The 12,896-nt window shown below is 36.2% G+C and carries 14 protein-coding genes; 7 read left to right on the top strand and 7 right to left on the bottom strand.

The window, feature by feature from the left end; all coding sequences use genetic code 11:
* Positions 1–66 precede the first annotated feature (66 nt).
* Complete coding sequence (locus ABH968_RS06030) at positions 67–765, top strand: ABC transporter ATP-binding protein (protein WP_370043115.1); 699 nt, start codon at positions 67–69, stop codon at positions 763–765.
* Complete coding sequence (locus tag ABH968_RS06025; RefSeq protein ID WP_370043114.1) at positions 758–1,870, top strand: ABC transporter permease; 1,113 nt, start codon at positions 758–760, stop codon at positions 1,868–1,870. The genes ABH968_RS06030 and ABH968_RS06025 overlap by 8 nt, the downstream gene beginning before the upstream one ends.
* 174 nt (positions 1,871–2,044) lie before the next feature.
* Here ABH968_RS06025 and ABH968_RS06020 read toward each other — a convergent pair whose 3' ends face one another.
* The 3 genes from ABH968_RS06020 to ABH968_RS06010 form a co-directional block, all read right to left on the bottom strand.
* Positions 2,045–3,082 (bottom strand): beta-carotene 15,15'-monooxygenase, encoded by a 1,038-nt coding sequence (locus ABH968_RS06020; RefSeq protein WP_370043113.1) that lies wholly within the window; start codon positions 3,080–3,082, stop codon positions 2,045–2,047.
* Between the two features lies 1 nt (position 3,083).
* Positions 3,084–3,575 carry a MarR family winged helix-turn-helix transcriptional regulator gene (locus ABH968_RS06015; RefSeq protein ID WP_370043112.1) on the bottom strand — a complete coding sequence of 164 codons (492 nt, stop codon included), beginning with the start codon at positions 3,573–3,575 and terminating at the stop codon, positions 3,084–3,086.
* A 231-nt stretch (positions 3,576–3,806) separates the two neighbouring features.
* Complete coding sequence (locus tag ABH968_RS06010; protein WP_370043111.1) at positions 3,807–4,694, bottom strand: AraC family transcriptional regulator; 888 nt, start codon at positions 4,692–4,694, stop codon at positions 3,807–3,809.
* A gap of 110 nt (positions 4,695–4,804) precedes the next feature.
* Between ABH968_RS06010 and ABH968_RS06005 the strand changes: the two genes are divergently transcribed.
* Positions 4,805–5,722 carry a DMT family transporter gene (locus tag ABH968_RS06005; RefSeq protein ID WP_370043110.1) on the top strand — a complete coding sequence of 306 codons (918 nt, stop codon included), beginning with the start codon at positions 4,805–4,807 and terminating at the stop codon, positions 5,720–5,722.
* 169 nt (positions 5,723–5,891) lie between these two features.
* Positions 5,892–6,938, top strand: coding sequence for a Cj0069 family protein (locus tag ABH968_RS06000; protein ID WP_370043109.1), 1,047 nt, complete (start codon positions 5,892–5,894; stop codon positions 6,936–6,938).
* Between the two features lie 70 nt (positions 6,939–7,008).
* Here the strand turns inward: ABH968_RS06000 and ABH968_RS05995 are convergent, their stop codons facing one another.
* The 3 genes from ABH968_RS05995 to ABH968_RS05985 all read right to left on the bottom strand — a co-directional run bounded on the left by ABH968_RS05995 (position 7,009) and on the right by ABH968_RS05985 (position 9,007).
* On the bottom strand, positions 7,009–7,641 hold the full coding sequence (locus ABH968_RS05995; protein ID WP_370043108.1) for a LysE family transporter: 633 nt from the start codon (positions 7,639–7,641) through the stop codon (positions 7,009–7,011).
* A gap of 260 nt (positions 7,642–7,901) precedes the next feature.
* Positions 7,902–8,642: a tetratricopeptide repeat protein gene (locus ABH968_RS05990; protein ID WP_370043107.1), complete on the bottom strand. Its 741-nt coding sequence runs from the start codon at positions 8,640–8,642 to the stop codon at positions 7,902–7,904.
* Positions 8,643–8,761: 119 nt separating this feature from the next.
* Positions 8,762–9,007, bottom strand: coding sequence for a hypothetical protein (locus ABH968_RS05985; protein WP_370043106.1), 246 nt, complete (start codon positions 9,005–9,007; stop codon positions 8,762–8,764).
* A 109-nt stretch (positions 9,008–9,116) separates the two neighbouring features.
* On the opposite strand from ABH968_RS05985, the gene ABH968_RS05980 reads away from it, so the two are divergent.
* The 3 genes from ABH968_RS05980 (at position 9,117) to nspC (ending at position 11,965) form a co-directional block, all read left to right on the top strand.
* Positions 9,117–9,323, top strand: coding sequence for a hypothetical protein (locus ABH968_RS05980; protein WP_370043105.1), 207 nt, complete (start codon positions 9,117–9,119; stop codon positions 9,321–9,323).
* A gap of 276 nt (positions 9,324–9,599) precedes the next feature.
* A complete protein-coding gene (locus ABH968_RS05975) occupies positions 9,600–10,829 on the top strand; it encodes a saccharopine dehydrogenase family protein (RefSeq protein ID WP_370043104.1) in 1,230 nt (409 codons plus the stop codon).
* Positions 10,826–11,965: a carboxynorspermidine decarboxylase gene (nspC, locus tag ABH968_RS05970; RefSeq protein WP_370043103.1), complete on the top strand. Its 1,140-nt coding sequence runs from the start codon at positions 10,826–10,828 to the stop codon at positions 11,963–11,965. The genes ABH968_RS05975 and nspC overlap by 4 nt, the downstream gene beginning before the upstream one ends.
* Before the next feature lie 43 nt (positions 11,966–12,008).
* Here nspC and ABH968_RS05965 read toward each other — a convergent pair whose 3' ends face one another.
* On the bottom strand, positions 12,009–12,896 hold the full coding sequence (locus ABH968_RS05965) for an amidase (protein ID WP_370043102.1): 888 nt from the start codon (positions 12,894–12,896) through the stop codon (positions 12,009–12,011).

Here is a 12,896-nt window from a genome sequence, read left to right as displayed (position 1 = left end):
ACTAAAAGTCTCAAAACTTGAAACATTTTCCTCTTTAATTCGTAAATAAACAAAGAGAGGAAGTGAATGACAATAGATATTAACATACATAAAGGTGGCTATGTAGAAAACGAAGCCATTATTTCAAACATTCAATTTCAAGTAAATAGTGGCGAGCTTGTTGGATTAATCGGTTCCAATGGGGCAGGCAAAAGTACAACCTTACAAGCAATCATGGGTGTATTACCAATAGTGGATGGTCAAGTGACAATAGGAACTTACGGTTACGTACCAGAAAGACCAATATTGTATGAGTATTTCACATTGTGGGAGCATATCGATTTTTACATGCGTGTAGCTGGTAAGGAAAATTCTTTAACAAATCGTGCGAATGAATTACTGAAAATTTTTCATTTGGACCATAAGCTACACGATTATCCAACAACATTTTCCAAAGGTATGCAACAAAAAGTGATGCTTATTTTAGCATTTCTTGATCAACATTCTACCTATATTTTAGATGAACCATTTATGGGTCTAGATCCACAGGCAATGCGTAAACTCTTAACAATTTTAGAAGAATTAAAAGCGCAAGGTGCTGCCATTTTAATGAGTACACATGCACTCGATACGGCAGAAAAAATATGTGACCGTTTCATCTTGATTGATGATGGGCAAATCTTACAGCAAGGTACACTCGCATCATTACGTATTGCGGTGAAGCAGGACAAAGCATCTCTTCTTGATATTTTCGACACCCTGCTTGAGGAAAACCACCATGACTAACATCTTGCAGCAACGAAGAAAATTAGAGCGCTCCTACAATTTTAAGCTATTGGCAAGCATCGTCGATTGGACAGTCGCCTTATATGTTGTTGTGCCAGCCATAGTCATTGGCTTTTTCCTTTATAAAGACTTTATCTTAAATATAAGTACATCATGGGTCATACATATTCCGCTAGTGTTCTTTATTGTACTGTTATTTCTTATTACACGAATTGAAACTATTCGTACTTATTTACAACGAGCCGATCGTCTTTTTTTAATCCAAAACCGAAAACATATGGTACGGTTAAAACAAGCTGGTTTTTATTGGTCGTTAAGTAAGCACCTAATTTTACTTGGTTCTGCCCTTGCTCTATTAGCACCCATTTTTATAATCGTTCATCATGTAAAAATATTAGAATTACTTATTTTACTTCTACTACTATTTACGAATAATTTCACAAACGTGCTTTTACAATTAAAGCTTCATAAATGGCAGCAGCTAGTAAGTAATATTTTCATGTGTATTCTCGGTACAGTTTGCTTTTTGTATGTACCTGTAATTATCACTGTACTTATTTATCTAATTCTTCTTGTTTATTGCACAATCTATTATAATAGACATTTTGTTTATAGCACTAAATATTTTGATCAGCAAGTGGAGCTCGATCAAGCAGCTTTTTATAAATGGCAAAGTCTTTTATTCCAGATTGCTCCTGAGCTTCGAAGTCAGTTAGTACCGAAATTAAAAAAGCCTCGCCTACTATGGAAAAATTCAAAGCGAATGTTTCGACGTTCCGATTATTATATAGAGGAAATAGTATGTAAAACGATGCTTCGCCAAAAACAGTATCTCTTCGGCTATCTGCGTTTTTTATCAATGGGTATCGGGCTAACTATTATTGTGCCGTCGTGGGCGAAAATTATCGTACTTGGAATTCTCTATTTTACTTTACGCTCGATGATGCAATCCGTGATTCAACAAATTTTCGAGCATAAAATTTGGTCAATCTTTCAAGTAACCAATGAACAAATTCAGGCAGCTAACAGTCGATTGCTAAAGGGATTTGTAAATCTCCCAGTGTTGTGTGTCCTTATTATTTCAATTATTATTTTAGTCTTATAAATAAGGCCCATAACGTGAGGTTGATTTCCATTCCGACTGGGGGCGTCCGATGAGCCGCTTCAATCAACAACTTTTATATAAATGGTATATGTTTAAACAAATATCATCCCCTATTTATTGATTGCCTAAATTAAACAGGTGCCAGCTTAATTTGCTAGCACCTGTTGTTTATTATTATCTATTATCTTCCATTCCTTGTAGAAGCATCTTTCTAAATTCCTGAGCTTGGTCGGCTTTAATGGCTATATTGTTATAATGTTTTTTAAGCCCAAACATGAAAGTCACTTCCACAGGCTCCTTCATTTTTAAAATAAACTGTGGATATGCCTCTGCAAAATCACGTGCTATAAAATCAATTGTATCCTTGGATAATTTTCCTTCCAACTGTTCCTTATCCTCAATAAGCTCTTCAATTTGTTCAAAGCGAATTTCTGCTCGTTTCATCAATCCTAAAGACAAATACAGTTTATCAGATGTTACGTGGACAGGATTTAAACGAATAGCCTGCATATCCGCTATAAAAAATAAAACAGAGTAAACATTTAAAATAAGCAATAAAATAGAAAGAACAATTGATTTTTCATGTAGCCACCAATGAATCCCTATTGTTTCAATGGCTATTCCGTGGATTAGCATAATGATAAAGGCAATATAGCTCGAATCTTTATGCAAAGTTAAACCAGAACGCTCTTTTCTCTTCCAGCTTGCAAAAGCGTAGTAAAATACTAAAAAATCTGCGCAAAACATTTGGATAATAGGATGCTTCGGTGCATGTTTTTCAACTGCTTTGGGAAATGAGAACAAATCGGGTAAAGTAGTTGATCGTACATCCGCTAAAATTCTCGGCATGTAACGAACAAGCGTTGCAACTAGTAAAATTTCGAATAAGATAATCGTACCTTCAATCGCAAAACCAGCCCAAGTCACTGCAACAAATGGTTGCAAATGTTCTACTGGAATAATAAAACGAGCTGCAATACAACCAGCTGCTGCAAAAATAACCGCTTGTTTTATAGAAAACTTGCCTTTATACAGCAGAAATAAAACAGGCATAACAAGAACAAAATCAATTATTGAGCCAATAACAACTCCATTTGTTTCAGAAGGTAAAATCGATAAACCAAGACCAGTGTTATAAAGCGTGTAATTGCTAGCAAGTACGAGTAACAAAAATGCTAGCCATATATTTTGCTTTTTCTTTAATACCATCATGTTAAATCTCTCCCTTCAAATGAATATCATTTATTTCATGTATAATTCCTTCCTTTAATACAATTTGATTGAGCTTCTGAACAATCTCTTTTAATTGCACGATCTCACTTAACTCGAGCTTTGAATAATATCTTGAGATAATAAATCGTTTTATTTCTTCCTCTCGTTCAAAATACTTAATGCCTGAAGTATCAAGATTTACAAATATTTCACGTCGGTTTTCAGGATTAATGCTCCGAGTTACATATTGCTGCTCTTCAAGTTTACTAACCAGCTGTCCGACAGCACTAGACGTTATATTCATATAACTTGCAATCTGCCCAATTGTCACTTGGCTATTTTTTTTAATAAAATCTAATAGAATTATTTGTTTAGGGGATAATTCATCACTCAATAAATTTTGATGTAATTTTATGAAGTGGCTATCCATCGAATAAATAGCTTCATTTATTTCCTCCACAAGCTTATAGATACGTTCTTCATCCTTTGACATAACTAATCAATCCTTTAAGCAAAGTTAATAGTAAAGGTATCTTTACTATTAACTTTACTTTATTGAATGTGGTTATTATTGTCAATAGGTTGAGTGATAAACAGTGTGATCTATTCCGGCAAATTTCAAATTTTTTTCATATTTAATTATTAAGATGAGGCGATTCATTGCAAGCGCGGGTATTAAGTTCTCTTCCGCGGATATCCCCTTGCTTCGCGCGAATATGCTCTACTATCCTTTATCAAAAAATTGTTTACGATAAACATGTGGAGAGTATCCTGTATATTTCTTAAATTTTTCAATATAGTAACTTACTGTACTAAAGCCTGTTGTAGTAGCAATTGTAGTGATGGGTTGCTCACTATCACGTAATAGCTCCATACTTTTGCGAAGACGATAGTGTAGTAAATATGTGAATGGTGTCATGCCAACCATTTTTTTGAAAAAGCGGCTACATTCTGCACGGCTTAAAAAAACATGTGCAGCTAAATTTTCTAAAGAAATTTTCTCCTGATAATGAGCATGTATATAATCAAGCATCTCCTTCGCTCGATCATGCTGGACGATAATTGCTGGATCAAGTATTTCTTCTGTTAGCAGTGATTGTGATAAAATAGTTTCCCAAATGGTTAATAACTCTCTCCATACCTTCAGCTCATAAAAAACGGCTTGCTCTTGCAGTAATTTCGCCACAATTTCTACATTTTGCGCCAATTGGCCTGATAGCTTTACATAGGGCAGTCTATTGCTCGTTATATACGGCAGTACATATTTAGTAGCAAAAATACTGTTCTCGTGTCCGCCTAATAGCAATGGGTCCACGTTAATACAGAAAATTGTAGCCCTCTCTATTTGAAACGGCTTTGCTTCATGTAAACCTGATGCATTGACAAATAGTCCCTCTCCCTCCTCAAGTACAAAGACATCTGCTCCTACTCGGTATTCCACACGACCGCTTTTCACATAGATAAATTGAATTTCCTTATGCCAATGTAACGGTAAAAAATCCAGACTATCTAATCGCAAAACCGTCTCGTAAAAGGCAACTGGAAATTCCTTCGTCCCATGTAACGTTAGTTCTTGTAAATCTTTCGCAATTTTGATATGTGTTAACACCATTACTTTGTTCACCTCAATATATTGATATTTTTAATTCATTAAATCGATATTTCTTGTGCTAAATATTCCTTATAATTTCTTTATATTGATAGTTTAGGAGATGTTTTAAGATGAATCAATCTGCACAGAAAAATCGTACTCTTGGTTTTATTCTTGTCATTCTAGGGGCAAGTTTTTGGGGTATTGGTGGCACCGTCGCACAAAAGCTATTTCAGCAGGAAAATATAGAGGTTGGCTGGCTTGTTTCCAGTCGTCTTCTTTTAGCTGGTCTTTTACTCATAACTGCCTATAAAATTACACATCGTAAAGAGTCTATTTTCGTGATATGGCGAACAAAGCACAATGCTTTTAGACAAATTTTATTTAGTTTACTTGGAATGCTGGCGGTTCAATATACGTATATGATGTCGATTGCTATAGGTAACTCTGCTGTAGCGACATTATTGCAATACTTAGCACCACTCTTTATTATGGCCTATTATTTAATAACGAAGCACAGTCAATTGACAAGGCAGGATGGAATAGCTGTGACTCTAACACTGGTTGGTACTTTTTTATTACTAACAAATGGCTCGTTGTCTACACTTTCTGTTCCAGCGATGGCAGTATTTTGGGGGATATTATCTGGTCTTTCGGCTGCTTTTTATACGTTATATGCCGTCTCACTCTTACAGCAGTTTCATTCATTGTTAGTTGTAGGCTGGTCAATGCTTATTGGTGGGATTGTGATGAGTCTTTTTCATCAGCCATGGCAAATTGACATGTCAAACTGGGCATTTTCGACAATCGCGTACTTTCTGTTTATCGTGATTTTTGGGACAATGCTAGCATTTTGGTTTTATATAGCAAGTTTGCATTATTTATCGCCAAAAGAAACTAGTTTACTTGGTAGCCTGGAGCCTTTAACAGCTGTTATTACAAGTGTTTTTTGGCTTAAAATTGCCTTTGAGGGCTTTCAGTTTATTGGGACAATGCTAATTCTCTGCATGATTTTATATCTTACAGTTTTTCAGAAAAAGCACTCTTAAGGAAGGTTTAACTAAATTTAGATAAATCTAAAATTGTTAGTTATAAACTCCTATGATAGAACAAATAAACTATGAATCCATACATAAAATTTACATATTATATATATCTTTTTTCCTTATCTGTACAGTATACTGAAAATATCTTCAATCATTAATAGGGGGTATTTTTATGGATAGAAAAGTTATTTTTTTCGAGGTTCATGGCGGCACAGATAAAGGCCCTGATGGCTATCGAAAAGATACAATGCCAATGGTGATTGCGTTAAAACAACGTGGGCAGGATGCAGAAGTCATTTTCTTTGATGTTACAAAAAAAGAGGAAATTTTTAATTACGTCAAAGAGCAAGGTATTGCCTATGTATCACGTATTAATCCAGGAAACTTACAGCATGAACAAGAGTACTTTGATATGTTGCGTGAACTATGTGATGCGGGTGTCATCGGTATGCCACATCCTGATGCAATGATTGGTTATGGTTCTAAAGATGCATTATCAAAGCTGTCCTCAACGAATTTAGTGCCTGATGATACATTTGCTTATTATACAATTGAAGCATTTAAAGCTCAGTTCCCTACTTCACTTGCTATGACTGAACGCGTCCTAAAGCAAAATCGTGGATCTACGGGCGAAGGTATATGGCGAGTTAAATTGGTTGAACCTCTTGCTGAGGAAATCACAGAAGTACCACTTGATGCGGAGATTAAATGTACAGAAGCAAAGGATAATCATGTGGAATATTGGAAACTTAGCGACTTCATGACATTCTGTGAGCAATATATTACTGGTCCAAATGGCATGCTAATTGATATGCGCTTCCTTCCTCGTATTACTGAAGGCGAAATCCGCTTATTTATGTTACGAGATAAACCAGTTTACGTAGTACATAAAAAACCGGCAGATTCCGAGGATGCCTTTAGTGCAACACTGTTCTCAGGTGCACAATATCGCTATGATGCACCTGAGGACTGGGAAGAGCTTGTCCAAAACTTTTTAAGACAACTACCACTCGTAACTAGTTTATTGGGCAATTATGCTCTACCGCTTATATGGACTGCTGATTTCATGCTTGATACAAACGAAGCTAGCGAAGATTGCTATATTCTAGGGGAAATGAATTGTTCATGTGTAGGCTTCACGTCTGAACTTTCTTTAGCGTATCAAGTAGCAGAAGAAATTTTAGCTTGTATCCATGAAAATGCCGAGATTTCAGCATAAACTGAGACTTTAAGCTTTTTCTGATCGGTAATACAGGAAAAAAAAGTGCGATCGCATTGGATCGCACTTTTCATATATAAGTCTTAATAGCTTGTATAAATTCATAAATAAAATATCCGGCAAAGCAAATTAGTAATACACCCGCTACCATTGTAAGCGACTTAATGACCTTACGACTCATTGCTTTACGGGTAACTGAAACAATGGTCATCAAGCCAATATCATGCAACAATATGCCACTCAGAACCCCTGCAGCGATCACTAAAAAGTTTGCTGACTCTCCTTGTCCATAAGATTTAGCTAGTACAACACCAAAAACATTTACCCAAAATACTAGATTTCCGGGCGAAATGGCAACTAGTAAACCATTACGATAAGAAGCAAAAAACGATTTTGTCACTTTCTCTCCTGCAAGCGTAATATCATGATCAGCATTTTTTATAGAATCCAGCCCTAAAAGGAATAAAAAGCCAGCCCCTATAATCCACATAGGAATTTGAATGATAGGCATTGCTAAAATGGACGCTAGTCCCATATACAATGCAAAAACCAATACAATATCAATTGTCATACCACCAAGCCCGACGGCCCAACCATGCATAAATCCATTTTTTAGTCCTTGCTTTGTCATTTCTACTGTAATGGCCCCAACAGGCATGGCAATCGCAAGTCCTACCAATACATACGCTACATATAAACTCAAATAAACACTTCTTTCATGCAATAAGATAAGTTTCATACGTCCGTTTATAATTGTATTATAGCATAAAAATACATAAAAGGTCATTTTCACTAATAAATATTCATTTTTTATATGCTAATACTTTATTAATTTATTTGTATGATATTATTAGGAAACCTATTCTTATTGCTATTCAAGTTTTTATATTCTTATCTGAGCATTTTTTCTACTAAAAACGTCATATTTTAGCTTGTACTTGTAGGACTACTTTCTCTTTCCTCTTAGAGCATTTGCTTTTTCCATTGTGACAGTACGTCGTTGGATTTCGCAATGTCCACTTTTAATGCCACTTGCTTGGTAGAGCAACGTTTCTTAGCTTTTTCCCAGGCTTCTTCTAGAGCAGGTAAATAGCTTAAATTTTTTGTAGCCGCGACAAGCTGTAAAAAAATATTTCCTTGAATATAGTACCAACGGGGGTTCATGCTATCTAACTGAATAGCTTCTTCAATAAGCCTTAGTGCCAAATATGGACTGCCTTCATTTCGACTCAAAAATTGTGCGAATGCTCCCCAGTAAAGAGCTATATTTGGCTGTAATTTTATCGCTTCCGCATATTGCACAGGTGCTTTGTCATGCTCCTTAGCAAGAACAAAATATTCAGCCATTGTATAATATGCATTCGCTTGTGCCTCGACCGATCCAGTTAATAATTCATCTACTACTTTACCAAATTGCTGATCATCCTCACTTCCTATGTATGCAGCGAGTACATCACGCTCTGGATAGGAGCCATCTGTTCGTTCAACACTTTGCTTCACTTTTTTAGCAGTAGGAATAGGCATATTTGCATAACCGTTCGCTTCCAACAATGCGACGTGCTGTTGTATTGTTGGAAATGATTCATGTTCTGTAAACGCACTATTAGCTATAAGTGCTTTGGCTAATTGATAGCTTTCTTTTACATGACCATTTAAAAATAATTCATTTATTTGTTGGACTTGCTCATCAAACTGTTTGATCACTATTTAAATCCTCACCTTCACCAAAAGAAAAGTCTTATAGATATTTTACCATCTTTAAATCTAAAACAAACTAAATAGCAATAATTTTTCTACAATTCTTTTAATTTAAAGCTGAATCATCAGACCACATGATAAATAAAAGTCTGTTCACAGTATCTATTAAATTGTGGTTCTGGTGCGTCCGATGAGCCGCTTGACTCCCTTTGTTCGGCATGGGATTTCGCCACTTCGGCATGCTTTTCCGCCGCTAAGACATGGGTTTCCGCTGCTTGGACATGCCTTTCCGCCGCTAACACGTGCCTTTCCACCGCTAACACATGACTTTCCACCGCTAACACATGCCTTTCCGCCGCCTCATCTGTCACTGTAATCCCCAGATTAAAAAACATTGGTTAAAGTTCTGAATTATGAGATAATTGAAGTACATTTTCATTTTTTGAGAGCATGTACACTATATATAGGAGGGCTTGTGCTATGAATAGACGATTTCATTTTGTATCGCTTATCATTGGAAATTTGTTAACACTAGGAGCTATTTTCATTTATGCTATGCAAAGTCAAGTGAATGTGGCCATCAGCACATATGCCCTTGTGATGGGGTTTTTAAGCACATTACTACTGATCTTTTTTTATTTATGGGGGGATGAAAAACAACAAATATCGAATCGTTTTTCTAAATAACTCGGGGGACTTAAAACTACAGTTTTGAAGTGACTCAAATTCTTTCAAACACTCGTTGAACAAAAAAGTAATTTTTCCCCTTCTCTACATCCGTAGTTTAGGGATTTTTTTCACGAAAAGCTTCTTTTTTCGTTGCATTCCTCTCTGAAAACGCCAAATTATTGTTGAAAAATAAAAAATTTTGTAGAAAATTTAAAAAGAATGATTGAGTAGTAATTCAATTTTCTGTATAATCAGCTTGTTTGACAATACTTATTTGAATTTGGGGGTAGACAATTGGGTAAAGCATTGATTATAGGAGCTGGCGGAGTAGCCAGTGTTGTGGTACACAAGTGTGTTCAAAATTCGGACGTATTTGAGGAAATTTGTATCGCAAGTAGAACTGTTTCAAAATGTGACGCTCTAAAAGAAAAACTAGATGGCGGAAAAACAAAGATTCATACCGCACAGGTAGACGCAGACAATACAGAAGAGGTTATTGAGCTTATTAAAGCATTCGGACCAGAAGTTGTTATTAATGTAGCACTGCCTTATCAAGACTTAACAATTATGGATGCTTGCTTAGCGACGGGTGTACACTATGTGGATACTGCAAACTACGAGCCACCTGAAACGGCAAAATTTGAATATAAATGGCAATGGGCTTATAAAGAGAAGTTCGAAAAAGCTGGCTTAACTGCTTTACTTGGTAGCGGTTTTGACCCAGGTGTAACGGGCGTTTTCACAGCTCATGCACAAAAACATGAATTTGATGAAATCCACTACATTGATATTGTGGATGCAAATGCTGGTGATCACGGTTACCATTTCGCTACAAACTTCAACCCAGAGATCAACATTCGTGAAATTACTGCGAATGGTCGTTACTGGAAAGAAGGCGAGTGGGTTGAAACTGCACCACTTGAGAAAAAAGAGGTTTATAACTTACCAGAAATCGGACCAAAAGATATTTACCTTTTATACCATGAAGAACTAGAATCACTTGCTAAAAACATTAAAGGCTTAAAGCAAATCCGTTTCTGGATGACATTCTCTGAAAAATACTTAACACATTTAAAAGTATTAGAGAATGTTGGTATGACTTCTATCGAGCCTATTGAATTTGAAGGACAAATGATTCAACCAATTCACTTCCTTAAAGCAGTACTACCTGATCCAGCATCACTTGGACCACGTACAAAAGGAAAAACTAACATCGGTTGTCTTATTCGTGGTCTAAAAGATGGTAAGGAAAAAACTTATTATGTGTACAATGTGTGTGACCACGAGGAATGTTATAACGAGGTTGGTTCACAGGCAATTTCCTACACAACTGGTGTACCAGCAATGATTGGTGCAATGCTTGTGATGAACGGTCAATGGCGCAAACCTGGCGTTTGGAATGTCGAAGATTTCAATCCAGATCCATTCATGGATGCACTAAATACATGGGGCCTACCATGGCAAGAAAGCCATAATCCAGAATTACTTGACCTTGAGTTAGATGTAAAGGAATTAAGTCGATGAAGCCAATTGATTTCTCAAAAGTTCCATCCCCTTCTTACATAGTGGATGAACGATTATTAACAAAAAATCTAGAACTTTTAAAATCGATTCAAGATCGAACAGGCTGCCGTATTTTACTTGCCTTAAAAGGGTTTTCAATGCATTCAACATTCCCATTAGTAGGTGAATATTTAGCAGGGATTACGTCCAGCTCATTATTTGAAGCTCGACTAGGCTATGAAAAAATGGGCAAAGAAGTTCATGTTTATGCACCAGCTTACGTGGAGCATGAAATGGACGAGCTTCTTGGCTATGTTGATCATATTGTCTTTAATTCTTTGAACCAATGGAATCAATATAAGGATAAAGTAAAATCTGCTGGTAAAACAATTGAATGTGGTATTCGTATCAATCCTGAGTACTCTGAAATTGAAACAGCACTTTACGACCCTTGCTACACGAATTCTCGTCTTGGGACAACATTAGCCAACTTCGACAAGTCACAGCTTGACGGTATTGATGGCTTACACTTCCATGCAATGTGTGAGCAAAACTCAGATACGTTAGAGCGTATTATACAAGTTGTCGAAGAAAAATTTGGTGATGTCTTACATCAAATGAAATGGTTAAACTTTGGTGGAGGTCACCATATTACTCGTGAGGATTATGATGTAGAAAAGCTTGTGAATGTCATTAATTACATTCAAGACAAGTATAACCTTCTCGTCTATTTAGAGCCAGGTGAAGCTGTGGCACTTAATACAGGTTATTTAGTAGCAACGGTTCTCGATGTACAGAAAAACGGTATGGACCTAGCAATTTTAGATACATCGGCAACTTGCCATATGCCAGACGTTCTAGAAATGCCATACCGCCCAATGATCATCGGTTCTGGTCAACCAAATGAGCTAGCTTACACTTATCGCCTAGGCGGGCTTACATGTCTTGCTGGTGATGTAATTGGTGATTATTCATTTGAACAACCTTTACAACCAGGCGATCGTCTAGTATTTACAGATATGGCGCATTACTCAATGGTGAAAAATCATATGTTTAATGGTGTAAATCTTCCATCAATCGTTTCTTATAACGATGAAGAAGGCATTAAAGTCATTCGTGAATTTAAATTTGAAGACTATAGCGGCCGACTTTCATAAGGGCAAAGAAAATCCTCTCCAACTTAAAGCTGGAGAGGATTTTTTACGGCTGCATATTCATCCAACAATCAACATGATGAATGGCAAGACCATTATAACCTTTTTTATTGGCATATTGTTGATTAACTTGTGCTAACTGTTTATTCATATAGGCTTCTCCATCATCATAGAAGGTAATATTTTTCCCTTCATCCGAGGCTCCTGTTTCCACACCAATAACAATTGATTTATTTACTTTTTTTGCATAGTTTATTTCATGTTCAACAATTTTAATAATGTCTTTAGCAGCATCTCGGTAAGCCATTATCGAAACACTTTCTACTTGGTCGATCACCCAATCAGCTAATAAACCTTTACCAAATTGGTTTTTGTATGTAATTTCGTCAAACCAAAATGGCATATCAACTTCCAAAGGTAATTGTAATCGATCGGTATCCCCTTTCGCTCTAGTAAGAAGTGCTTGATAGGATTCAATCGTTTTTACTTGGTTCGAGTTCCAACCACTATTTAAATAGGGCTCTACGTCAAGATGAACTCCAGAAAATTGCTCTGTTGCTGCTGCATTTTCATTATATGTATGTAACCAATCAAACAGCTGATCCTGCATTTCATAGCCCTTTGCTGAAACCCAGCTTGCAGAACCGTCCAACGCATAGACTTTTATACCTTTTGCCGTTGCTTTATCGATAAAACTTTTGTAATAATTACTTGCTATATCACTATTAATTTGTAAATATAATTTATTAATATGTTTGCTTTCTAAAAATGAGAGTACGCCTGATTCATCTTCGACAATCTTTGTCGTATCCCATAACCAAGTAGCCTTATCTTGCATGGCCATTGCGTCTACCTTTCCCATTGTTAATCCTAGCGTACTTACAATTGCTACTATAAAAACAATGATTGCTTTTGATAGTGACCGACTTACCAT

Origin of the sequence: Lysinibacillus sp. RC79, assembly GCF_041262405.1 — a bacterium.
In the GTDB taxonomy this organism is placed as follows: domain Bacteria; phylum Bacillota; class Bacilli; order Bacillales_A; family Planococcaceae; genus Lysinibacillus.
The sequence above is the reverse complement of the archived record's forward strand: the minus strand, read 5'-3'. Positions and strand labels throughout refer to the sequence as shown.

Bases quoted from the DNA above. Each gene is read 5' to 3' on its own strand.
- ABH968_RS06030 (WP_370043115.1), top strand. From the start codon at position 67: ATGACAATAGATATTAACATACATAAAGGTGGCTATGTAGAAAACGAA.
- ABH968_RS06025 (WP_370043114.1), top strand. From the start codon at position 758: ATGACTAACATCTTGCAGCAACGAAGAAAATTAGAGCGCTCCTACAAT.
- ABH968_RS06020 (WP_370043113.1), bottom strand. From the start codon at position 3,082: ATGATGGTATTAAAGAAAAAGCAAAATATATGGCTAGCATTTTTGTTA.
- ABH968_RS06015 (WP_370043112.1), bottom strand. From the start codon at position 3,575: ATGTCAAAGGATGAAGAACGTATCTATAAGCTTGTGGAGGAAATAAAT.
- ABH968_RS06010 (WP_370043111.1), bottom strand. From the start codon at position 4,694: ATGGTGTTAACACATATCAAAATTGCGAAAGATTTACAAGAACTAACG.
- ABH968_RS06005 (WP_370043110.1), top strand. From the start codon at position 4,805: ATGAATCAATCTGCACAGAAAAATCGTACTCTTGGTTTTATTCTTGTC.
- ABH968_RS06000 (WP_370043109.1), top strand. From the start codon at position 5,892: ATGGATAGAAAAGTTATTTTTTTCGAGGTTCATGGCGGCACAGATAAA.
- ABH968_RS05980 (WP_370043105.1), top strand. From the start codon at position 9,117: ATGAATAGACGATTTCATTTTGTATCGCTTATCATTGGAAATTTGTTA.
- nspC (WP_370043103.1), top strand. From the start codon at position 10,826: ATGAAGCCAATTGATTTCTCAAAAGTTCCATCCCCTTCTTACATAGTG.
- ABH968_RS05965 (WP_370043102.1), bottom strand. From the start codon at position 12,896: ATGGTAAGTCGGTCACTATCAAAAGCAATCATTGTTTTTATAGTAGCA.